A 24,028-nucleotide genomic window follows, 5' to 3' on the forward strand; every position below is an offset into this window, starting at 1 on the left:
TTGGTGAAGGGCTAACTGTTGTGGTTGTAGTTCGTGCTAGTCCGGGAAGTTGAGGCCTGTTCGATCAGTGGGGGCGTGAAATGTCGGAAGAGTTAAATCGCGTCCGTGACTGTTGGGATTCCAAAGCTGCGGATTGGAAAATTCAGGTCGGCGAATTTGGAGATCAGAACCGTCAGTTGAACTCGGATCCCGTTCTCTTCGAGTTGCTGGGAGAGACATCAGGCTTGACGATTCTGGATGTCGGGTGCGGGACCGGTTATCTGGTCGGCCTGCTCATGAAGCAGCATGCGAATGTGATTGGTGTCGATGTGTCGTCGGAGATGATCGCTATCGCATCGCGGGATGTGCCTGCGGGGGATTTTCGAGTCGACGATTCCTCACAACTTGCGACAGTTGAAGATCAAAGCATCGACAAGATCGTTTCTAACTACGTTTTGATGGACACGCCTGATCTCGACAGAACAGTCGAGGCGATGTTTCGAGTACTTAAGCCGGGGGGGACTGCTGTCCTGATCTTCTCGCACCCCTGTTTTCCGCAGGGGCCGGATCGCGTGAGCGTCGAGGATCGCATTTCGTATCACTGGGCTGAATCGTATTTTGATCAACAGCGAAGGCACGATCGTCCGTGGAATCACTTTCAAACGGAGTTCATCTGGTATCACCGTCCGATCAGTGATTACTTCCAGAGTTTTCGTCGATCCGGTTTTGCGGTCGACGAAATGCGAGAGCCTCGAATCCCGGAAGACTGGGTTGATAAATGTTCCAGCCCGGAGCAGATTCGAAGCTATCGCGAGCGGCCAATGTCGATTGCCTTTCGGCTGATTCGCCCTCGTGATTGACGCTTTGTGGAACGTCAATCACGAGAACTCAAGAAAGTGCTAACTGCTTTACTCAGTTCGCCATAACCATCGGAGTGAATCGGGAAGAATTGCTCCTCCGTGGATTCCGTTGTGTCCGCCGACTCCGTATTCGAATTTGTAGTCGTATTTCGCAAAGCGAAGTGAAGCAGCCATTTGTTGATTTGCGAGTGGCCAGTTTCCGTGAGCGTTGTCGAGATCTCCGGAACCGTCCTGAAGAAAGACACGAATCGGCTTTGGTTCCGTTTTGCGGATCATCGCGGGATAGACGTGACCGCCACGAATGTTTGTGAAGCTTCCGACGTGGCTGAGGACTTTTCGAAACTCATCTGGTCGTTCCCAGGCAACTGTCCAGGCACAAATCCCTCCAGAGCTGATTCCACAGATCGCCCGTTGATTCGGGTCGTCGGTCAAGTTGTACTTCTTGCCGACTTCTGGCAGGATTTCTTCGAGAAGAAACCGGGCGTACTGATCAGAGAGCGTGTCGTATTCGAAGCTTCGATTCTCAGGTCGAGGACGCCATCCCGCCTTTTCGGGAAGTTCCTCTTTATGGTGACCTGGATCGATAAAGATTCCGATCATGACAGGGATTTCTCCCTTGTGGATCAGATTGTCGAGAACGACTGGAGCACGAAACTGACCTTCTTCGTCAACGTATGCGTGTCCATCCTGAAAGACCATGACAGCAGTGGGAACGTCGGGATTATATTGTGATGGAACATAAGTCCAATAACGCCGGATTGTGCCTGGAAAGATCTCGCTCTTCCAGACGTGTTCCGTAACTTCACCGCGCGGGACATCATCGTGTCGCTGTGAATCTTCACCGAGGACGTATTGAGAGTCATCAGCGTGTGCGGCACCACAGACTGAGAGCATCATCGCTGTGAGTAAGAGTGATGTTTTCATGGATCGGTCTCTTTCAGAATGGAGAATGTCGAGAAACACTCTAGTCACTCATCGAAGTCTCAGCGAGCGAGTTGGATCGTCGATTGCAGCCAGAGTGGTGAGATGAGATGATTCGGTCCCGCCTCAAATTTGAACTGAAAGTGAAAAGATGAAATTCTCCCGCCGTCGATTCGCCCAGTCTCTCTTTCTTCCGACCACAAGCTGGTGGTTCAGTTCTGGAATACTCACCGGATTGGCTGGACGTGCGGCGTTCGCGGAAGATGAAAAGCGGCCCGCGCTCAATCGTTATCCTCGAATGGTCCACAACTTTTTTGTCGATCAGGTGCGGCAGGTAACACATCGCAATCGTCGTTTAAAAGAAGCGATCAAGTCGCCCGAAGATGCGCAGCGATATGTGGAATCGGTGCGGGCCAAGATCCGGGAATCGTTTGGTCCCGAACCGGAGCGAACTCCGCTCAATGCCCAAGTCACCGGTGTTTTGGAACGAGATGGATATCGCGTTGAAAAGATCATCTTCGAGAGCCGACCAAACTTTCCGGTTACGGCGAATCTTTATCTTCCCACGAATGTCACTGGCAAGATTCCGGGAGTTGTCGGGACGTGTGGTCACTCATCGAATGGCAAAGCTTCCGAAGCGTACCAGAGTTTTTCTCAAGGACTGGCGAGGTTGGGAATGGCCTGTCTGATTTACGATCCGATCGGGCAGGGCGAACGCTCTCAGTATGTCGATGAGAATTTGAAGTCGTCGGTGCGGTTGGGAGTTGGACAACATTTGCATGCTGGAAACCAGCAATTCCTCGTCGGTGAATTCTTAGGTTCATGGAGAGCATGGGATGGCATTCGCGCGCTGGACTATCTTCTGTCGCGAGAGGAGATCGATGCAGAACGGGTCGGCGTGACCGGGAACTCCGGAGGCGGCACGATGACCACGTGGTTGTGTGGTGTTGAGAGTCGATGGACGATGGCGGCACCAAGTTGTTTTGTGACGAGTTTCCTCAACAATCTCGAGAATGAGCTGCCGGCTGATACCGAACAGTGTCCGCCCAAGGCATTAGCGCTGAGATTGGACCACGAAGATTTTCTGGTGGCAATGGCTCCGAAACCAGTCACGATTCTGGCGAAAGAGCGTGATTACTTTGATGTCCGCGGAGCAGAGGCAGCTGCGGAGAGGCTCACGAAAATCTATTCGCAGCTGGGAGCTGGTGAGAACATTCGTCTGTTTGTTGGGCCGACGGAACATGGTTTCTCGGAGGAGAATCGATTGGCCATGTATCAGTCATTCTCTAAGGCGTGCGGCCTGGGTGATGTCGAACAGGAACCGGAATTGATCATTGAGAAAGACGAAGACTTGTGGTGTACACCGCGTGGTCAAGCGTCGCTTCTTGATGGAGCGAAGACGATTGCTGACTTCACACGCGAACATTCAGAGCAGTTGAAAGCGTCGCGTCCGAAACTGACTCAGAAGGAGTTGATCGAACGTGTGCGGGCTGTCTTGCGGCTTCCGCTGCCCGAGAATGAAGTGCCTGATTATCAGATCTATCGAAATCTGGGATCGCGTGGGTATCCCCTGCCGCAGGCCACTGCGTATTCAGTCAACACGGAACCGGGTGTGAGTGCGATTGTTTATCGGCTGTCCGACAGTCGCTGGTATTCGCGTCCACCAAAATCAACGAACGCCGCAGTCCTCTACGTTTCACATCTTTCCAGCGATGCTGAATTGCGCGACGAACTGCTCGTTCGGGAATTGATTGAGAAGTCTCCCAACGATTCGTTTTATACATGCGACGTGCGAGGCATTGGTGAGTCGATGCCGGACACGTGTGGTGCAAATTCGTTCCACTCGGATTACGGGAGTGACTACTTCTACGCGATTCACAGCTTGATGCTCGATCGGCCGTATCTCGGACAGAAAACGCTGGACGTGCTGCGTGTCGTCGACTGGCTCCATTCTTTCGGTCACGAAGACGTCCATCTCGTCGGGAATGGCTGGGGATCTTTGCCCGTTCTGTTTGCGGCAGTTCTCAATCCGTCGATCAAGAAAGTGACACTGAAAAATCCGATCGAAAGTTACAGCTCCGTTGCAGAAGAGGAGCACTATGACCTGCCGCTCGCTCAGATTCTTCCGAATGTTTTACAGCACTTCGATCTCCCCGATTGTCTGGCTGCACTCGACGATCGAGAGTTGGTAATCGTCAAAGACGATCCGGTCAATTAAGCGCTTCTTGAGCGGCTGATATGAAGGAGTCCACTTTTTGTTGCCAGTGGAGTTCCTCAGGGTCGGCCGATGGCGGAGTAGGAAGCGGCTTCAGAGTGTTGTCTGGATTTGGAGAAGGGACGGAAGGTTGTTGCAATTGAATCGATGGATCGATCTGCATCAATACTGGAGGACGTCCACCATCCTGTCCAAGCGACAGCTTCTCGCTGCTCAGATAAAGGGCCGAGACGGAGAGAGAGAACCCGCACCAGAATACCGGGAGATAGAGAGTTTTCATTCCGCTCCTCCTTGTCGTCGCGGTTCACTTTTGCGCTCGCTGTGAACGAGAGACGCTTCAGCTTTGCCTTGCAGCGAGTCTCACGAACACATCAGCCTTCATCGACAGGAATTGAATTCCGACACATGCAGGCGAATCCCGCCAATGGTCGGACTTCTTGTCGTTTGATTGGTTTATCGACTGCAGGCGTGTGTCATCTTTCAACATTGTGGCTGGGGATGACAAGTTGAAGTTTGCCAGTTTCTCTAACCCGTTCCGGAGAAATTGCGGATTGGTGAAAATGGAGGGTTTGGGGGCTCTTTGAGTTCGCGGGAGCTCGCAGCTTTCGGGATTTAGGCTCACTTCGCGTTGGATTCGTCGATGAGTGGCTGGAGAACCTCGGTCAATTTTTTGAGGCCGATGGCTGGGTCGACTTCGTCAAAACCGGTGAGGTAGTGGGCGACTTCACCGTTGGGATTGAGGACGACCCACAACGGTAGCGATTCTCCAAAGCGTGTGGGATTGCCCAGGCTGTTGAGCGCAGCTCCGGCGTCGGTGGTGACTTCGTATTCGAATTTCAGGAACGATTGAAACTTACGAACTTTGCGGAGAGCCGCCTCTCGCGTGGTTGCGTCTTCGAGTTCGGGGCTGATGGCAACTCCGTAGACGTTCACGTTTTGATCTGCAAATCGTCGCGCTGCGAAATCGAGATAGGAGACCTGTCCATAGGGCTGTTCGATTTCTGTCGATGCGTAGTTCCAGAAGTGCAGCACTGTAATCGTTCCTTCGAGTGAGTCGGATGGGATTTTCGTTCCATCGAGTCGAAGGAGAGTAAAAGGCCCCGGTGTTGTTCCGAGTAGTGTTTCAGCCAAGCGTTCAGAGTGTTCCCGACGAGACTGAACCGAATGAAGCTCAGTTGAGATCTCGTCGACGATTTTCTCGAACGGTGTGTTGGCGGCTGCGATCTTCATTGATTCTGAGAACGGAATGACTTGCTGTAGCTGTGGCATCGTCATTTTCGAAACATCATCGATGTTCTGGAGTGAGTTCGTCGCAGATCGCATTTGCGAAACGATCTCGGACAATCGTGTGAGTGGTTCTTGAACTTGCGTTCTCTCCTCGGATGACGAGTCTCTCTTGATGTCGATTCGGAAGCGGTCTCCCTGACCAAGGAAGGCTGTTTGATTTGCTTCTTCGATGATCCCGTTGGACTTTCTCACGATGAAATGGTGACGCCGCGCAATGCCGGTGGTCGCTTCGATGACCCAGCAGGGATGATCGTGAACGGCGACTTCGTCCAGTATTCGAAACTCACCGTGTTCGCTTTCCCATTGATGATTGACTTCGTTGGCTGCGGTTTCGTCGAGCGGGAAGTAAGGGATGGCAACGAAGAGACGCGAGATGCGGTCGAGATGACGATGTCCAATCGTTGGACCGTCGAGTTTCAACCATGAGTTGTTTCCGCGAATGACTCCAACGCGTTGGAAAGCTGGGATTCGCGAGGGGGATTCGGAAACTGCGAAGAGCAAGTCGCCGGGGTCAGCGGACGCATGGGCGAAGATGACTGAGAACGTTTTGACTTGTTCGGAGCTGCCATCTCGCTTTACTGCGGAAACAGTTCCGACGTAACGTTCCCCTGCAGCCAGGTTCGCTGCGACGCTTAGGAACAACATCAGAAGCACAAAGTTGCGGCTCATAGATTCGATCGATCCCTGTCGTCGGCTTCTGCCAATTGCCAGAAATTTGGCGTGTTTTGGGTACTCTTCACACTCTCTTTACACATTCCGTTGACCGGAACCCGGAACACGACAGATAATCCAGCTTTGACTGCCGAACAGATTCTGTTGGAAAATTGAGAGTAACATGTCGCGTTCCGTCCGCCTACTTTGGGCATTTGCGTTCTTTCTTGTCAGCCTGTCCTCTCCGATTCTTGCGCAGCGAGGCGAAGAAGAACTTGAAGGAATTGAGATTGAACGTGTTGCTGTCTCGCTGAAACCACCGACCGATTTTCGAGTTCCTCTTCGACTCGAATCGTCACGCACATTGCGGATTGTGGCTCCGATGGATGGAGTCGTTGAAAAGGTGTATTTCAAAGCGGGCGATTCTGTGCGTGCACAGGCTGAAGTCATTCGATTTGATTCTCAGCAACGACAGTTCGAACTGAAAATTGCTCAGTCAGAACATGAACTCGCAAAGATTGAAGAGAGCCTGGCGACTGACAACCAGAAGAAAATTGCGGCAGCCCGTTTGGATGTGGCGAGAAAGAAACTCGACTTGGCCGAGTTTCGAAGCAATTCGACCGTCGTCCATGCTGCAATGGATGGCGTGGTGGCTCAACGGCTCGTTTCTGAAGGCCAGATGGTGAAGGCTGGCGATCTGTTGCTCGTACTTGTGGACCCGAACGAATTGTTTGTTGAGATTCCGATTGAGCGCGGAAAGGTCGAAGCTGGGGCCACGATTCCTGTTCAAGTGGAAGACAAGCAAGTCGACGCGAAGGTCGACGCAATCCTGGAACCGCTTCCGGAATTCGATCCGCTGCGGGAACTCTTTGTATCTGTCGCGACTGCAAGATTGCTTTTGGATGCTTCGAATGGATCGCTGCAAACTGGTCAGGCGGTCGTGTCGCAGATGATTCCACGACACCCGGTGGCTGAAATTCCGATTACAGCGATCCGTACAGACGTCGGATCAAGCGATTCGGAGCGGATGATTCAGGTGATTCGCGACGGATTTGTTCGATCACTTCCAGTGCAGTTGTTGGGACAGGTGGGGCAGACGCATGTTTTCGTGAGTGCCCGCTTTAATGAAGGTGATGAAGTCATTCTGTCGACGTCAGAGGAACTCGATGATGGTTCATGGGTCCGTCCCATGCTGGCGATTGATGAAGTTGAACAGTCTTCCGGTCGTGGACGCGGACCAGCACGAGGTGGGGCTGCGACGACGGGACGTGGCTCAGTGATGGGACCTGACGGAATTCGTCGTCCGGTCTACAATCCCGATTCTGACTAGAGCATTTCCAATGCTTTTGCTGCCCGCGGTGTGCGATATCATCAGTCAAAACGCTCTTGTCCGCGAGGCAGAAGGGGTGCATGTTGAATGGAACCGTTCTAAAACGGTTTCATTCATTCTCGCACGAGCGAAGCGGCATCAAAACGGTCGGTTTCGATCGGTCAATCGGATCGTGATGATCAGGCGAGAAGTCTTCAGCCACCGACAATCGGCTGCCGCTTGACCGGTCCGCTGATGGAGTCCTATTGTGGTGACTGTCGAGGGAGAATTGTTTCTTCGACTCGATCAAAATGCTTTCACACGCGTGCTCAAAGTGACGGCGAAGATTCGTCGTGATTTGTGTCAGGACGTGAAATCCGGTTCGAAAACTGCCCGAAGGACTCAGAACTGTGTCGGACGAAGTTGAAAATGGTGGTGGCTCACCGAAGCAGGAATCCACCAATTCCGAAACGGAACAAGAGGTCACTCAGGAGGTTGTTTCATCTGAATCGACTTCCGCTCCGGGCGCTGAGGCTGTCAATCCTGATCCGGAACCGCTTCCGGATTGGGAAGAATTGACTCCAGAATACTTTGAAGATGAGTGTCGTCGCGGAGACTTCATGCTTCGCTGGGCGGTCATCCTTCTGGCTGTTCTCTTCGGATGGAATTACCTGACGGAATCGGCTGTGCTGTTGCAGGTCAAAGCTGGCCAGTACATGCTGGAGAATGGCTTTCTCCCTCCACGACTTGATCCGTTTGCAATTCCGACTGTTGAAACAACCTGGGTCAATCTCGGGTGGCTTTCAGATCTGGCACTCGGAGTCGTCTATGGAATGGGTGGTTTCACCGCATTAACGGTCGTCACCGCCATTAAATTGGGAATTGCGTTCTGGGTTCTCTCCAGAATAGCAATCCCAGGCGTGACGACGTGGTGGAGCTCGGTGTGTGCGGCGATTGCCTTAATCGCTGTCTTTCCCGTGATGCAACCTGGAGCCATGGCGACAACCGTCCTCGGATTGTCGATCGTTCTGAGTTTATTGAGTGGGAGCACTGCCCGGCCTGATTCTTCGCGAATCTGGTGGTTGCCTGTCGTAATGGTACTGTGGGCGAATGCTGATCCGCGTGCCTGGGTAGGGATGGTATTTGTTGCCCTGTTCATCGTTGCTAGTTCGCTTTCAGGAGGCGTTGGCCGCAAAACGTTACTCGCCGGGATTGCAGGAATTGCACTTGGCGTTTTGATCAGCCCCTGGCCCATTCAGCCAGCTTTCGGATTCCGGAATGCCGTGGCTTATATGTTGGAGACACAGACGCAAGGGGCGTCTGAATCTTTGTTCCCGCGATATGCGTTCGGAATGAAAGACCCGAATTTCTGGCTGGCGATCGATCCATTTCTGATCGCTCAGAGTGCGTTGCTCGTTCTTTCGTTTGTCGCAGTCTTCCTGAATGCTGGTCGGATGCACTGGGGCTGGATCGCTGGATGGTTGGGGATGAACGGTTTGGCCGCGTTCCTCGGTCCGCTGGTTCCGTACGCTGCGATTGTCAATTGCGTGGTCGCTTCGCTTCAGGGGCAGGACTGGTACCGCAATGCTTCCAAGATGGAGTACCGCGTCGCAGCCTGGCCGGTCTTTGCGTCTCGAGCAGGTCGGGCAGTGACGGTGTTGTGTTTCTTCGCCCTCGCTTACGGAGCAATCAACGGAGGGCTGTTCGGCGTGAATGCGCGTCGAATCGGAATTGGTCTTGATCCTCGAGTCGCCAATCGCATCGAAAGTACACGCGAAAAGCTCGTTCCCGGTGTTTTCGAGGATCGAGTTTTCAACGTGCGAGCGGATCAGGGTGACTTGATGATCTGGCTCGGAGTGAAGCCGTTTATCGACAGCCGTCACGCACTTTTCGTCGACGCAGAGCAAAATTACGCTCGGCTTCATCGGGATATTCGAGACAGCTTGTTTCCTTCGACTGCAGACACGGAAGCTGGTCAGGAGTCTGGAGTCGACTGGTCCGAAGAATTCGTCAAATGGAAGATCGACTCCGTTAATCTGCGTCTGTGGGGAGATGCGCCGGCCTATCAGGTCTTCGCGCAGATGTTTGTCAATCAACGCTGGATCATGACAGGACTGGGTGCTGCCGGTGCGGTCTTTAGCCGTGCTGACCGCGACGATGCGATGCTGATCGAGCATGTCGAAGAACACAATCGGACAAACTTTTTCTCAGCTGCTTTCCAAGAGAATCAAACAACCGTCGCGAAGCTGCAGGAGCGATACCCGACATGGCCATCGCCTCCGTCGGATTACGATCGCTGGTTGATCCAAAAGATGAATGTTCAGCCGAATGCGATTCAACTGGCTCGTCACTACTTCGTGCTGGCGAGTACGCTTCGCCAGGCTGTCGACGTACGTGTTATTGGTGCACTGGGAGAACTGAGCCTGCAGTCTGCTGCACAAGGGATTCAGGAATCTCCGAACAGTGCCCTCGGTTATCGATTGATTCGCGATTCTCAGATGTTGATGAGCGATGTCGAGCAACAGCTCATGCAAGCCACAGGAAATGTCCAGGCATTGCCGATGCGAAGACAGCTCGCATTGTTTGCCGCTTTTCACGCTGCCATTGCAAGTGGTGATGTTCCGGAAGATCTGTTGAGTCTGTTTTCCCAACTCACAGCTGTCGGAGATCTGGACACTGCTTCTCAAATCGCCCAGCGGTTTACCCGAAAGACAGGTCGATCCATCGCAGCTGCTCAGACCGATGATCCTGAACAGATCAAGCAAGGAAATCTCGCTCTCGACGAGCTCGATGGTCGGATTGCGGAAGTGTCGGAAGAAGTCGAAACAGCACGCGGGAACGACGCCACAATTCTTGAAATGGCGCAGATTGCACTCAATGGCAACTGTCCGACATTGGCGATTCAGATTCTGGAAGAAGATCGGACCTTGATGGCTCGCGATCCAACTCTTCAGATTAACTACGCCAGCTTGCTGCTTAGAGTCGGAAGAACATTCGAAGCTTGGGAGCAGCTTGAGCAACTCGAGCCGACGATTCAACAGATTCCTCAACAGGAAAACCCAATCATTGCCCGGTGGCGTGAGATGAACGGGTTCGCCAACCTCGCTGCTCTCAATCCGATTCGTGCGATTGAAATGTGGACGGCACAAGCAGACAGCCTCAATCAATCGTCTGTCCGCGGCTTGCTGACTATTCCTCCTTTAGCATCCAATCCGAGCGGTTTTCTGGATATCTGGCCAGCTTTGTCGACTCGACTTGCGATGGCTGCACTCGTTGAGTTTCCCGAGCGCTGGTCCGCACTCATGCTTCAAAAAGCTCAGGCCGAACTTGATTCCGGGCTTGTGGATGAAGCGACAGAAGACCTCAAGCAAATTCTGGAAGTCCACCCGGAGTACTCACTCCGCAGCCTCGTTGTGATCATGTTGGCTGTGCTGACTGGTGAGGACTATGGTCTTCGACCGCCGAGTGACGAGATTCCGGTCTGGGATGGAATGTTCTCTGACGAAGATCCAGCGGACGAGAACGCCGCTTCGGAAGAATCAGAGAGCCAGGAAGTCGCTCCGGAGACTCCCGCTCCTCAAACGCCTGATGAGTCTGCTCCTGCCAGCGAGCCGGAGAAACAACCGTCAGAGAGTTCGACTCCGCCCGAATCTGAAGCCGAGGCAACTGACGGTTCCGATGAAGAAGGCACCGCAGATGCAACGAATCCGCCTTCCCCGGAACTCCCTTCGCCGATCGACGATTGACAGCGTTTGGTTGGCGAGCAGGTCGCTTTTCCGTGACCGTACGGGCGATTCGGAACAGTTTTCTGTTATGCTTCAGTCTGCCAGTCTGTGGCAAATCATTCATCAACGACAACGGAACCGAATTTCGCAACTATGCACCAAATCGACTCCGGCCAACTCGAAACGTTGTTAGAGACTCTTCGAAGCGGCAATCAAATCGAAGCAGTCAAGCTCTATCGCGAATGGACGGGCAGCAGCCTTGCTGAGTCCAAACAGGCGGTTGAAGATGTCCAGCGAAAGTTCGAATCCGGGATGAGTGCGGAAGAGATTCTTCAATCGGCTGAAGCTGGCTCGTCGAATTCCAATTCAGAGGATGCTCAACGACAAGCGGTGCTTGAAGAGATTCGCAAGGGGCGCAAGCTTCAGGCGATCAAAATCTATCGAGACTATTCCGGAGTCGGGCTCAAAGAAGCAAAAGAGTTTATCGAGCAGTTGACGGAACAGTTGAAGAAGGAAGACCCCACTTTCGTTCCGAAAGGGAATGCCGGATGTGGAGCAGCAGCTTTGCTTCTCGTCGCAGGTGTTTGTGGATGCATTTGGGGCATCATATTGATTGTCTGATCCAATTGATTGTTTGATCCAGCGGTCAGAGGAGGTCCTTAAGTGACGTTGCAGTTCTCTCGATTGTTTCTGCTGTTTGTGGCACTGTGTGCCGTTCCGAGCATTGCTCGGGCGGAGAACTGGCCCATGTGGAGAGGGCCCTCCGGGGATGGAATCAGTCGTGAGACAGATCTGCCTGTCACGTGGAATGACTCTGCGGAGTCTTCGGAAAATATCCTCTGGAAGACGCCTATTCCGGGAACAGGTTACTCTTCGCCGATCGTCTGGGAAAACCGATTGTTCTTGACGACTTGTTTGGAAGAGACACAGGAACGGGCACTGCTCTCGGTCGATAAGGACAGTGGCGAGATCCTCTGGCAGCAGACGGTTCTGACTTCTCCACTTGAGTCTCGACACAAGTTCAATTCGTATGCTTCGGCCACCCCAGCGACGGACGGGAAGAACGTCTTTGTCGCGTTTCTCAAGATCTCTGGCGAGACGGTCGAAGCCCGCAACGTCGGGAAACCACGAGAAGTGACTGCTGGCTCCGTGATCTTGGCCGCTTACAATTTCGAAGGAGAGCAAGTCTGGGAGACCTCAGTCGGAGAGTTTGCCAGCGTTCACGGATTCTGCAGTTGTCCGGTCATCTACAAAGAGACGGTCATCATCAATGGCGATCACGATGGGGACTCGTACCTCGCAGCCCTCGATCGTTCCAGCGGTGAGATTCGTTGGAAGATCCCCCGGCCAAACCAGACGCGAAGCTACGTCACCCCGATCGTTCGCGAATTCGGAGGTCGTGAACAACTCATCATGTCAGGCAGTCATTGTGTGACCAGCTACGACCCGGCGACAGGGGAGGAGTTGTGGAGCGTGACTGGTCCGACAGAACAGTTCGTCGCTTCCATGGTGGCCGACGATCGACATGTTTTTCTCTCGGCGGGATTCCCCACCTATCATGTGATGGCACTTGATCCTCTCGGCAGTGGAGACGTCACCGATTCACATGTGCTCTGGCATGAAACAAGTGCGAAGTGCTACGTTCCTTCGCCTGTTCGAGTCAAAGATTTTTTGTTCGTTGCGGACGATCATGGGATCGCCAATTGTTTTGATGCGGCCAGTGGGGAACGACTCTGGCGTGGTCGTTTTGGACGGCATTTCAGCACGTCGCTGACTGCGACCGATGACTATGTTTATTTTCTGGATGACGATGGGAAGACCACCGTTGTTCGTCCGGCTGATGAGTTAGTCATTGTGGCGGAGAACGAATTGAACGAAGAGTGCCGTGCATCTCCTGCCATGTCTGACGGAAGAATCTATATCCGAAGTCTGAATCATCTTTTCTGTATTGGGGAAAACTGAGTGGAACTTCTACGAGAACTCCTCGATCGGCAGCATCATCATGGGTATCTCAGCGATGGTGTTCTGCGAGAAATCTCAGAGGAAAAACGCGTTCCCCTTTACCGTCTCGAAGAACTCGTCTCGTTCTATACGGCGTTTCGTCGGACTCCCCCTGCGAAACTGGTGATCGATGTTTGTCGCGACGTTTGCTGCCAAGCTGCCGGCTGTCAGTCGGGTGCTCGTTCGCTCGAAGACACGTTGCAAAATTCCGAGTTAAACTATGAGATTCGAGAGGTCTCGTGTCAGGGACGCTGTGATTCGGCGCCATCATTTGCAATCAATGATCGTCCCGCAGCCCCGCTGACGCTTCATTCTTCAGAGCAGTCTTTGCTCGAGTTCATCGCTGATGAAGGTCATTCGACGCCGGACGAGAACCATGCTTCTCAAGAAAGCAAAACTGGTTGGAAGTGTGATCCCTATTCGTCATTAGACGATTTCTATTCCGTCGCGAAACAGCTTCGAGCTTCGGACGCTGATCCAACGGCGAAGTGTGTTGAAGCTTTGAAAGGGACCAATCTGACCGGTCGCGGGGGAGCAGGGTTTCCAACCGGTTTGAAGTGGGAGATCGTCTCCAAGGAAGCGGAACCCGAGAAGTATGTCATCTGCAATGCGGACGAAAGCGAGCCCGGGACATTCAAAGATCGCGAGATATTACGGCAGGTTCCGCATCTGGTCATCGAAGGGATGTTGCTGGCAGCGATGACGATTGGAGCGGAAACGGGCATCGTGTATATCCGCCACGAGTATGGTCCCGAAACCACTAACCTGCAGGCAGCGATTCAGCAGGCCTACGAGTCCGGAATCCTTGGTGAATCAGCTCGTGGCCCCGGTCAACGTTTCGATCTGGAAGTGTTCGTTTCGCCCGGGGGATATATTCTCGGGGAAGAAACAGCGTTGCTGGAAGCACTCGAAGACAAACGCGGTGAACCGAGAAACAAACCTCCTTATCCGGGACAACACGGGCTGTGGGGCAAGCCGACACTCATCAACAATGTGGAAACCTTCGCACTAGTCCCGTCGATCGTTCGCAATGGTCCCAAGTGGTGGGAAGAGCAGGGCATTCATGGCTTCTCCGGCTTGAAGTTCATGTGTGTTTCGGGTGACGTTCGTTCTCCCGGAGTTTTTGAAGTTCCGATGGGTACGACCTTCTCCGAAGTCATTGAAATGGCTGGCGGAGTTACGGACGACAAACATGTGAAAGCGTTTCTGCCGGGCGGAGCGAGTTCTTTGTTTCTCGGTCCCGACAAGCTTGAAACCCCGATTGATTTCGACGCGGTTCGCAAAGCGGGAAGCATGCTGGGGACCGGTGCACTCATGGTCTTTCATGAGGATCGCGACCTCTATTCTCTCGCGACAAACCTGACCCAGTTCTTCCGAAACGAGTCGTGTGGGAAGTGTGTGCCCTGCCGAATCGGGTCTCATCAAGCTGTCACTTTGCTTGAGTCAGGAGGGCTGGGCGAGGAGGACGTCGAGTTCCTTGGCGAGCTCCATGAAACACTTCAGGAAACATCGATTTGCGGTCTCGGTCAGGTCGCTCTGGCTCCGGTGCTGTCAATGCTGAAAAATTTCCCGGAGGAGATTCCGAACAATGCCATCTGAATCAAACTCGGCAGAGACAATCCATCTTTCAATCGATGGAACAGATGTCGCGGTCCCACCCGGGACGACGATCTGGGAGGCTGCCAAACAGAATGGGATTGAGATCCCGATTTTGTGTCATTCGGAGAGAATGGATCCGGTCGGTGTCTGTCGAATGTGCGTGGTCGATACGAAATCCCGGACGCTTGCTCCGTCTTGCATGCGCGAGTGCAGCGATGGACTCGAAGTCGAAACTGCCAGCCCGCGTGTTCTAAAACATCGAAAGATGCTGACCTCGCTTTTACTAAGTGAGTATCCGACGTCGGAAGCTCCGAGCGAACAGACTTTTCCGAAGCAGAACCTGCTGACGGATCTCGGGAAACAATACAACCTGATCGATGATCATGGGGGCGTATGCGATTCGAATCTCGAACGTTTGCGAGCTCTGAATTCGAGTAAGAAGAATGGTTGTGGGCCAGATTCAAAACCTGAGCGGCGTGCTGTCGACAAAAGTTCGCCGGTCATTTCTGTCGACCATCAGGCGTGCATTCTATGCGATCGATGCATTCGCGCGTGTGATGATATTCAGTCGAACGATGTGATTGGCAGGACGGGCAAGGGATTCACAGCTCAGATTTCGTTCGACCTGAACAATCCGATGGGCGAAAGCACGTGCGTCTCGTGCGGTGAGTGCGCTTCTGTTTGCCCGACGGATGCACTCTTGCACAAGGTCAACCAGAAGACGACGTTTGATGTCGAGCTTCCAATTACCAGTGTTGACAGTGTTTGCCCGTATTGCGGTGTCGGTTGTGCGATCACCTACCAGAAACAAGGCAATCAAATCGTCAAAGCTGACGGTCGAGAGAGTCCGGTTAATCACAGTCGGCTGTGTGTGAAGGGACGCTACGGATGGGACTACACACACCACGCAGATCGGCTAACAACTCCGTTGATTCGTCGAGAGGATTATTATCCCAAGCAGGGACTTTCGACGGATGTTCAATCCTCGGTGTCTGGCAAGCGACGCAAGCCGGGCGGAATCATTCTCGATGAACACGTTTACGATGCTTTTCGAGAAGCCACCTGGGACGAAGCACTTGATCTCGTCGCTTCTCGGCTTATGTCGATCAAGAACGAGTTCGGGCGAAACGCTTTAGCAGGTTTTGGTTCCGCGAAGTGCTCGAACGAAGAGGCTTATCTCTTTCAGAAGCTGATTCGGGCAGGCTTTCAGACGAATAACGTCGATCACTGTACACGGCTTTGCCACGCTTCATCCGTCGCAGCATTAATGGAAACGATTGGTTCCGGGGCTGTGACGAACATTTTTGCAGACGTTCAGAATGCAGATGTCTGCCTCGTGACCGGGTCGAACACCACTGCCAATCATCCGGTCGCTGCCACGTTCATCAAGGAAGCGGTGAAGAACGGCACGAAGTTAATTATCGTCGACGTACGGAAGTTCGAACTCGCGCAACATGCCGATCACTTTGCCCAGATCCGCCCCGGAAGTGATGTCGCCTTTTACAACGGAGTGATGCATGTTTTGATTCGTGAAGGGTGGATCGACGAAGAATACATCGCGGAACACACCGAAGATTTTGAGTCTCTCAAAGAGCTTGTTCTGGAGAATTATTCCCCTGAGGAAGCTTCCAAGGTTTGCGGAATTGCACCGGACGAAATTCGAGCCATTGCACGCACAATCGGCAAAGCGACTCCACCCGGTGGAGGTGGGAGTATGCTGGTGTTCTGGGGGATGGGAATCTCTCAGCACACTCACGGGACCGACAATGCGAGATGCCTGATCTCGTTGTGTTTGATGACCGGCAACGTTGGTAAGCCGGGCTCCGGACTTCATCCTCTGCGTGGACAAAACAACGTTCAGGGGGCCAGCGACGCCGGACTGATTCCGATTGTTTATCCCGACTATCAGTCACTTTCCGATCCCGAAGTTAAGGGTAAGTTTGAGAAAGCCTGGGGTGTTCCGCTCGACCCGAAACCGGGATTGACTGTCGTTGAGATTATGAAAGGGGCGCTCGACGGGACAATTCGAGGGATGTATATCCTGGGGGAAAACCCCTTCCTGTCGGACCCCAATGCCAACAAGGTTCGACGAGCACTTGCGAATCTCGACTTTCTCGCTGTGCAGGACATTTTCCTCACCGAGACGGCCGAGTTTGCAGACGTCGTTTTTCCTGCGAGCACCTTCTTTGAGAAAACCGGGACCTACACAAACACCGATCGACGTGTTCAGCTTGGAGCACAAGTGCTCGATCCTCCCGGAGAATCGCGACAGGATTGGAAGATCATCTGTGAGCTTTCCCGACGCATGGGATTGCCGATGGAATATCGGGATGTCTCTGAGGTGTTTGAAGAGTTTGCCAGTCTGACCGAGAGTTACAAAACTTTGCGTCACGACAACTTGTCGGAGAGCGGAAAGCTGTGGCCTTGTCCTGATCCGGAAATGGCGGACGGTATTCAAATTCTGTTTGGGGACGGGTTTCCGACGAAGAGCAGTCGTGGGCGATTTGTGGCCTGCGGATACGAGCCTGCGAAAGAACTTCCCGATGAAGAATATCCACTTGTGTTGACGACCGGTCGAGTGTTGCAGCACTGGCACACAGGAAGTATGACTCGTCGCAGCCTTCCGCTGGATACCATCGAACCGGAAGCGTTCGCTGTGATTCATCCTGAAGACATGAAACGTCATGGGCTTCAAGATGGTGAACAGGTGCGCGTGTCGTCTCGACGCGGGGAGATTGTCCTGCAAGCGCGTGCTCAGAACAGCGTTGAAGAAGGAACGATCTTTATTCCGTTTCACTTCCGCGAAGCTTCGGCCAACATTCTGACGAATGATGTGCTCGACCCTTATGGTCGAATTCCAGAGTTCAAATACTGTGCTGTAAGGCTGGACCCGCTTCCGGTCGCTGCTGAGGCGTAAGGTTCAGGCGTCTGAATCGACTTTCGTGGTGAACCATTTTTCCAGGTAAACGTGAAACAGAAATTTGTTGAAGACCCACAAGATCGGGAGAGCAACAAATGGAAACGCAGCTGGATGAAATTGGATGCTCGCCGCTGCTCCCAGACTTAAGATGGTGAGCAATAGCGAAACAACCACCAGACTCGTTCCGATTCCTTTCTTCGTCATCGGAACGAGATGCGAGACCATCAAGAATGGACCGCTCATCATCGCTGCGGCGCAAAGTGTGAACGCTGCCAGAGCAAGGTAGTGGTGAACGAAATACAGCGAGAATATGACTGCGATCGCGTATGTAACGTCCGGGATCATCAACTTTATCGCTCCTCGATGCCAGCCTTGATAAATCTCTGTGCCGGTATGGGGCGTCAAGGTGAGTGCCTGCAGCGTTTGTGCTTTCACTTCTTTGTCGAGGCACTGTGAAGGAACGTTCATCACGTTGATAAACGAAGCGATGCTGACCAGCAGGATCAGGACTGCCAGACCTTGAAGCCAGGAGATGGACATGGAGACCAAAACGCACACGAATGCCAGTCCATATAGAACCGACCGGCCAAGGAGACTCGAATCCCCTCCGGAATAGAAGGCATAACTTTGCCAGGCAAGTGCGTCGTCCCAGCATCGCGGGAGTTTCGTTTGCTCCGCCTTCTCGGCCTTCTTTTCTTCGCGCGTCGCAGGCCTCGACTCAGGAGTTTCTCCGATCCGCGTGAAGAGACGTTGACTGTATGAGAGCAACGACCAGACAGCCACGCCAAGATAGATGCAGACATTCAGCCAGATGCTCGGACCAAACCCTCCTCCGAATCCGAATGACTTGATTCGCATGAACAGCGAGTGCTCTGAGAGATAGTCCGCGACATTTGAAACGGAAGTCGGGAAACTGAATCCGATCAGAGGCAGGAACAAGTTGACCAGCCTTGGACCGACGAGAAGCATGTCGATCGCAGTGATGATATTCAGTCCGGCCAAGCCGGCAGTTTTTTGACCGTCAGCAAAAAGTGACTGTGACATGGACCATGTCGAGACCATCGCAAACAGAGCGATGAAGAGAAGCTCGATTGTCACCAGATCAGGCCATCGAACTCCCCCGAAGGTGAAGAGCAAAATCAGAATCGGAATGCGGACAATCCAGACCGAGAGAAAGCCACTCCATTGATGGACCAGCTTGACGAGCGTCCATTCCCCAGCACTGGTCCCAGTGAGAGCGAGCAGACTCAGCATGCCTGTCGCGGATTCATTGGGGACGTCTCGAATAAGTCTTCCTCCGAGGAGAGTCAGGAACACAAGACTTAAGACCAGGAAGACCGCAAGTAGGATTCGTCCAGCGGTGAACGGCTGCGTTGCGAGGGGTAAAAACAGTGGGAGGATCAGGAACGAAGTCAGCACGATTGCGCATCGAATGATCATGAAGTCAAATCGAGTTGCTTCGCGCGAAATTGTGGACTTCAGGATCTTCGGAACACGGTGCACCGGGCAGCTCCGTTCACTGATCGACGGCGGCCTTCACTGCTAGAGAAGGCGAACTAACGGTAATTCGGATTGGGAACGGGAATCTTGGCTCCTTGAGCTTTCAATTCGGCATCAAGCTTGGCGTTAAGTTCTACGCGAAGCTCGGGGAGTTTGTCGGACAGATTTTTCGTTTCTCCGAGATCTTCGTCGAGATTGTAGAGTTCGACAGGACCTTCATCCCAGCGAATCAACTTCCAGTCGCCTGATCGAATGATAGAATAAGGTCCAGGAGCGTGACGATAGTGCGGGAAGTGCCACGTCAACACTCTCTCTTCGAGACCCTCTTCTCCTCCCGATTGAACGAGCGACAGCAGGGACTCACCATCGATGGTGCGGTCGCTGGGAAGGGTGGCACCTGTTGCAGCTGCGATGGTGGGCAGCAAATCGATGCTCATGACAGGTTCGTCAGAAGTCGTTTGAGCCGGAATGACACCGGGCCACTTCATAATCAGAGGAACGCGGATTCCGCCTTCGTAAGCGTATCCCTTGCCGGAGCGGAGCGGGGCATTGTTGGTCGGGCCAATGAGTCCGCCGTTGTCCGAAGTGAAAATGACGAGTGTTCGATCTGTTAGGCCGAGTTTTTCGAGTTCGCCAACGATCGTTCCAACCGCATCGTCCACGCTTTCAACGAGAGCTGCGTACTTGGCGTTGACTGCTGATTTGCCTTCTCGCTCATAAGTCTTCGCGACCTCTTCGATTGCCTGGATCGGTGTGTGAACGGCGTAGGGGCAATAGTTCAGAAAGAACGGCTCATCCTTGTGTTCGCGAATAAACTCGGCAGCTTCATCGGCTTCGCGATGCGTTAGGAATTCGCCCTCTTTGCGAGGTTCGAGTTGACCATCGAAGTGATAACGTTCATGGGTGTACGGATCGAAGTAAGAAGGTGGTTGGCCGAGATCACAACCTGCAACGTTTACGTCAAATCCTTGGTGAGTTGGATACCACTCCGGGTCACCTAAGTGCCATTTCCCGACATGGCAGGAAGCGTATCCAAGCGGAGCGAGAAGTTCTGCGATGGTGACCTCTTCATGTTCCATCCAGTACGGATTGGGAGGGCAGAGCAATTTTTGTTTTGGACCACCGACAAACTCCGTAGGGTTTTCTGATGGAGTTCCGATTCCCCCGCGCTGAAAACGTGCTCGAATCCAATCGGTAACGCCAACTCTGGCTGGGTATCGTCCAGTCATGATTGCCGATCTGGTCGGGCTGCAGACGGCACAGGCAGCGTAGGCATCAGTGAAGCGGATTCCATCGTTGGCGAGTGCGTCAATGTTCGGAGTGCGAAAGTAGTCGCTTCCCTGGCACGACAGGTCCATCCATCCCAGATCGTCAACGAGGATCAGAACCACGTTCGGTTGCTGCTCGGGTGCGGCGGCATCAGTTAGGGGCATCCAGCACAGATGCATCAGTGCGACCACGAGAATGAGTGCGAGGCGATTCATTCATGACTCCCATCTTTGAAACACGGTTGAACGTGAAGTAATTCAGTTAGGCAATTTATCAGCGATTCAGTTGCGAGGATATGATCCATCGATTCGAGCAATAGCCGAAGTTTGGTTCACTCAGCTTGCGAAGTTCGCCAGACATGTGCAGCGCGTTTGAGTTGGCTTTGGAAGACTTCTTTAAGCTCCGACTCCTTGGGTACATGGCCTTGTGCGACGCTTGTGAAGTACCAGTTCCAGGCCATTCCAGTTGCAAAGGTAAACGCAAACGCAGCTGCGGAATTTGCAGCCATTCCAACCCAGGGAATGAATTTTAAGCCCGCTCGAATACCCATTGTGACCGCAACGCGTCCTCCCATGACTCCGGAAACTTGAGCGATCGTGGCAGCGTCGATGGGAATGTTGTGCATGCTCGCCAGCTTGTAGACGAGATGAGTTTGGATTCCAAGAACAACGGGGATGTCGACCCACGGAAAAGGAACCGCCGCAGCTGTTGCGGCGAGGCTGCTGCTGCCCAGGATCGTGGGCATGGTCTTTTCTTTGGCGAGTGTCGTGACCGGTTCAAGGAGTTCGCTCATCTGCAGAAGATTCTGGCGATACGCAGCCGGAAGCGAATCGAGTATCGCTTTCTTGAGCCGCTCTCCTCCAAAGTTCGGTTCATGGAATCCTTCATGTGGAGGAGTCAGATCGATCGGAACAGCCCGGTCGAAGAGACCATCGAAACGCTTGTAATGCAATTCGAGGGAACGTTTTAACTCGGGGTTCAAATCGTTCGGGAGAGGCGCTCGATCATCGCTGAACGGGTCGACTTCAGGGTGTTGTTCGCCGGGGTAAGCATCGTGAAGAGCTGTTAAAACGAGAAGCACAGGTCGATCGGGAACAGCATCGCGGATGGTCGAGAGTGACCGAAAGACATCGTCGACAGCATGATCCATCGCGCGGATGGTCACGATCATCAGATGGGCCACTTTGTCGAAGGCGACAATGTCTTCGTCAGGGTCGTACTCAGCTTCTCCAATGCCTCGTGTGTCGAGAAACTTGAGAATGGGATCATCTTCGTCTGGGAAGGAATACATCGAAGAGAATTTGGTCTGCGGTCGGAAACCGGGACCGATTTCGATGTCGTCCGATTCGGTGAGATACCGCACGACCGAAGATTTTCCGCTTCCCGTTTTTCCGAACAGCCAAAGGACGGGAATGGGAGCACGCTCCAGAAGTTGCTCGCGAGCTTTTTCGTAGTCTGCTTCAGCGTCTTTGGTTCGCGACTTCCACGGTCTCCACATGTGAGTACTTTCTAGAAGCGGTCATGCATGCTCTATGCAGTGATCGGAAGTCCAGACAAACGTTTGAGGTGAGAAACCGCTGGTCACTTGATCCAGCTTTTGGGATATCCGTCGAGAGGAGAGTCGTCGCCCGGCAGCCAGGTGACGACCTCGTGGACTTTCCTGGCGAGCGCCACATCGCTCTCCGTGATGGCTTTCACTCGGTGAGTCTGAATCTTGAAAATCACCTGCGCGTATCCGAGTTCCAGATCCGGATGGTGATGCGCAGCTTCGGCAATGTAGCTGATCGTATTGGCCAGCATGAGAGTGTGGGGCCAGCCCGGGGTTTTGTATTTTCGCCGGAGCCAGTTGTCGCGAACTTCCCATCCAGGAAGCTCAGAAAGTGCTTTTTCGATCTCTTCGTCGGTCAGAATGACATCATTTGGCATCGATCACCCCAAGTTGAATGGAACTGAACGTTCGCTCACAATACAGTATGTGCGGCTTGCCACGATCACGAATTTTCTGTGAAAACACAACTGCTCCAAGGAATCTTTATGCCCATCGATTGGCAAGCGCTTGCCGACATCATCTCAACCCATCAACGGTTTGTCCTCACCAGTCACGTGCGTCCTGACGCCGACGCGATTGGTTCAGAGATTGGCTTCGCTGAATTACTTCTGCAACTCGGTAAAGACGTCAGAATTGTGAATCCTTCTGCGACTCCAAATCATCTTTCGTTTTTGGATCCTGATCAGCGAATTGTCAAAATCGGTCAGAATGTGACCGCGGAATCGGTTTGTGATACCGATGTTCATGTTGTTCTTGATACCAGCGCCTGGGTGCAATTGGGCGATGTCGGCAAGGTGCTCGAAAAAACACCTGCAAAGAAAGTGATCATTGACCATCACGTCAGCTCAGACGATCTCGGAGCTGTCGAGTTCAAGGATTCTTCAGCGGCTGCCACCGGAGTTCTCGTTTCTGAGTTCGCCGAATTCATGGGACAGCCTCCTCGAGGCCATCAGGCGGACGCTCTCTTCGCAGCGATTGCCACGGACACCGGCTGGTACCGATTTTCGAATGCGGATGGTCGGACCTATCGCGCAGCTGGCAGATTGATCGATTCCGGTGTCCAGCCGAATGACTTATACAGGGAGCTTTACGAACGATCTTCTCTCGCGCAGCTGAAGTTGAAAGCCATCATGCTCAATCGGGTGGAAGTCGAATTCGACGGTCGCCTCGCGCACACGTTTGCACTTCGTAAGGACTTTTCAGAGACTAAAGCTCATCCTGCGGATACTGATGGAATGGTCAACACGTGCCTGACGGTCGAAGGAGTGGAGGCGGGCTTCATGCTCGTCCAGCAACTCGATGGTCGAATTAAAGCGAGTTTGAGAAGCCGTTCCGACATGGATGTAGCCGTCATTGCCGAGCAATTCGGCGGCGGAGGCCATCAGAAAGCTGCAGGCACGATGCTCCCCGGTCCACTGGAAACTGCTCGCGAAACCTTATTGAAGGCCTTTTCCGAGTCCTTTCAGCAGGCCCCCAGCCCTACCTGATTTATTTCCCAACGTGTTACCCTCCCCGCAGCGATGCTGACTGAGCCAGAACGCTCAGCCGACGCGTCTCGCCAAGATTCCATGAACTCGATGTTGAGAAGGACTCTCGGTGACCAGTTTCGCTGACAATTCACGCTGAACTCCCTATGATTTTCGCCTCGGTTCGAGATCATGAAGGTCAAACGAGATGACAGAGACACACAGTCCCGATGCAACTGAGCAGGCCAATCCTCCTCGACGAAACTTCCTCGTGAAGTTTGCCGCTGTTCTTGTCGGTGGAGTGATTACAGCCGTCCCGCTGGTTTTTGGCGGAGGCTTCTTTCTCAATCCGCTCCTCAAGAAGAAAAGCTCGGATGAGGACTCGGATGGATTCACGTTCATCGGCTCCACAAACAGTCTCTTACCGGGCGGTCCACCGCGAAGCTACAAAGTGACCGGCGCGAAGCAAGATGCATGGACGACCTACGCCGAGACAGCGATCGGAGCGGTCTACTTGAAGATGGACGAAGACCGAAGTGTCACAGCCTTCAACGCGAGTTGTCCTCACCTTGGTTGCACAGTGAATTATAAGACCGACGCGAATGCGTTCATTTGCCCGTGTCATGACAGTTCGTTCAATCTCGATGGGGAACGAAGCAACGAAATTCCTCCTCGCGGATTGGATACACTCAACGTCGAGGTGCGAAACGACAACGAGATTTGGGTCAAGTTCGAGAATTTCCGAGCGGGAACCGCTGAGAAAATTCCGGTTTGATT

18 protein-coding genes are annotated in these 24,028 nt (G+C 53.1%); 11 read left to right on the forward strand and 7 right to left on the reverse strand.

Features of this window, described 5'->3' with window-relative positions; all coding sequences use genetic code 11:
• Positions 1-80: 80 nt before the first annotated feature.
• Positions 81-839, forward strand: coding sequence for a methyltransferase domain-containing protein (locus tag AB1L42_RS06790; RefSeq protein WP_367052753.1), 759 nt, complete (start codon positions 81-83; stop codon positions 837-839).
• Positions 840-887: 48 nt separating this feature from the next.
• Here the strand turns inward: AB1L42_RS06790 and AB1L42_RS06795 are convergent, their stop codons facing one another.
• Positions 888-1,763, reverse strand: a complete 876-nt coding sequence (locus AB1L42_RS06795; protein ID WP_367052754.1) for an alpha/beta hydrolase-fold protein — start codon at positions 1,761-1,763, stop codon at positions 888-890.
• Positions 1,764-1,911: 148 nt separating this feature from the next.
• Between AB1L42_RS06795 and AB1L42_RS06800 the strand changes: the two genes are divergently transcribed.
• The gene (locus AB1L42_RS06800; protein ID WP_367052756.1) at positions 1,912-3,978 is read left to right on the forward strand and encodes an acetylxylan esterase; all 2,067 of its coding nucleotides are present in this window, start codon (positions 1,912-1,914) and stop codon (positions 3,976-3,978) included.
• Here AB1L42_RS06800 and AB1L42_RS06805 read toward each other — a convergent pair.
• Both AB1L42_RS06805 and AB1L42_RS06810 read right to left on the reverse strand, forming a co-directional pair.
• Positions 3,971-4,255, reverse strand: a complete 285-nt coding sequence (locus tag AB1L42_RS06805) for a hypothetical protein (protein ID WP_367052758.1) — start codon at positions 4,253-4,255, stop codon at positions 3,971-3,973. The two genes, AB1L42_RS06800 and AB1L42_RS06805, sit on opposite strands and share 8 nt — an antisense overlap.
• Positions 4,256-4,593: 338 nt before the next feature.
• Positions 4,594-5,931, reverse strand: coding sequence for a TlpA disulfide reductase family protein (locus tag AB1L42_RS06810; RefSeq protein WP_367052760.1), 1,338 nt, complete (start codon positions 5,929-5,931; stop codon positions 4,594-4,596).
• A gap of 166 nt (positions 5,932-6,097) precedes the next feature.
• Between AB1L42_RS06810 and AB1L42_RS06815 the strand changes: the two genes are divergently transcribed.
• From AB1L42_RS06815 to fdhF, 7 genes are all read left to right on the forward strand, one after another.
• Positions 6,098-7,243 (forward strand): HlyD family efflux transporter periplasmic adaptor subunit, encoded by a 1,146-nt coding sequence (locus AB1L42_RS06815; protein WP_367052762.1) that lies wholly within the window; start codon positions 6,098-6,100, stop codon positions 7,241-7,243.
• Between the two features lie 10 nt (positions 7,244-7,253).
• Positions 7,254-7,466, forward strand: a complete 213-nt coding sequence (locus AB1L42_RS06820) for a hypothetical protein (protein WP_367052764.1) — start codon at positions 7,254-7,256, stop codon at positions 7,464-7,466.
• Between the two features lie 166 nt (positions 7,467-7,632).
• A complete protein-coding gene (locus AB1L42_RS06825) occupies positions 7,633-10,968 on the forward strand; it encodes a hypothetical protein (protein WP_367052766.1) in 3,336 nt (1,111 codons plus the stop codon).
• A gap of 132 nt (positions 10,969-11,100) precedes the next feature.
• Positions 11,101-11,568, forward strand: coding sequence for a ribosomal protein L7/L12 (locus AB1L42_RS06830; RefSeq protein WP_367052768.1), 468 nt, complete (start codon positions 11,101-11,103; stop codon positions 11,566-11,568).
• Positions 11,569-11,610: 42 nt separating this feature from the next.
• On the forward strand, positions 11,611-12,909 hold the full coding sequence (locus AB1L42_RS06835) for a PQQ-binding-like beta-propeller repeat protein (protein ID WP_367052770.1): 1,299 nt from the start codon (positions 11,611-11,613) through the stop codon (positions 12,907-12,909).
• Positions 12,910-14,547 (forward strand): NADH-ubiquinone oxidoreductase-F iron-sulfur binding region domain-containing protein, encoded by a 1,638-nt coding sequence (locus AB1L42_RS06840; RefSeq protein ID WP_367052772.1) that lies wholly within the window; start codon positions 12,910-12,912, stop codon positions 14,545-14,547. It abuts the gene before it with no gap.
• Positions 14,537-17,464, forward strand: a complete 2,928-nt coding sequence (gene fdhF, locus AB1L42_RS06845; RefSeq protein ID WP_367052774.1) for a formate dehydrogenase subunit alpha — start codon at positions 14,537-14,539, stop codon at positions 17,462-17,464. The genes AB1L42_RS06840 and fdhF overlap by 11 nt, the downstream gene beginning before the upstream one ends.
• A 3-nt stretch (positions 17,465-17,467) precedes the next feature.
• Here the strand turns inward: fdhF and AB1L42_RS06850 are convergent, their stop codons facing one another.
• From AB1L42_RS06850 to AB1L42_RS06865, 4 genes are all read right to left on the reverse strand, one after another.
• Complete coding sequence (locus tag AB1L42_RS06850; protein ID WP_367052776.1) at positions 17,468-18,970, reverse strand: hypothetical protein; 1,503 nt, start codon at positions 18,968-18,970, stop codon at positions 17,468-17,470.
• Positions 18,971-19,023: 53 nt separating this feature from the next.
• Entirely contained in the window at positions 19,024-20,451 is a 1,428-nt protein-coding gene (locus tag AB1L42_RS06855) for a sulfatase (protein WP_367052778.1), read from the reverse strand.
• 116 nt (positions 20,452-20,567) lie between these two features.
• On the reverse strand, positions 20,568-21,734 hold the full coding sequence (locus AB1L42_RS06860) for a hypothetical protein (RefSeq protein ID WP_367052780.1): 1,167 nt from the start codon (positions 21,732-21,734) through the stop codon (positions 20,568-20,570).
• A gap of 83 nt (positions 21,735-21,817) precedes the next feature.
• Entirely contained in the window at positions 21,818-22,162 is a 345-nt protein-coding gene (locus tag AB1L42_RS06865; RefSeq protein WP_367052782.1) for a 4a-hydroxytetrahydrobiopterin dehydratase, read from the reverse strand.
• A gap of 108 nt (positions 22,163-22,270) precedes the next feature.
• Between AB1L42_RS06865 and AB1L42_RS06870 the strand changes: the two genes are divergently transcribed.
• Together AB1L42_RS06870 and AB1L42_RS06875 are read left to right on the forward strand one after the other, a co-directional pair.
• Positions 22,271-23,272 (forward strand): bifunctional oligoribonuclease/PAP phosphatase NrnA, encoded by a 1,002-nt coding sequence (locus tag AB1L42_RS06870; RefSeq protein ID WP_367052784.1) that lies wholly within the window; start codon positions 22,271-22,273, stop codon positions 23,270-23,272.
• A 187-nt stretch (positions 23,273-23,459) separates the two neighbouring features.
• Positions 23,460-24,026, forward strand: coding sequence for a Rieske 2Fe-2S domain-containing protein (locus AB1L42_RS06875; protein ID WP_367052786.1), 567 nt, complete (start codon positions 23,460-23,462; stop codon positions 24,024-24,026).
• The last annotated feature ends 2 nt before the right edge of the window (positions 24,027-24,028 follow it).

Origin of the sequence: Thalassoglobus sp. JC818 (assembly GCF_040717535.1) — a bacterium.
GTDB lineage: Bacteria > Planctomycetota > Planctomycetia > Planctomycetales > Planctomycetaceae > Thalassoglobus.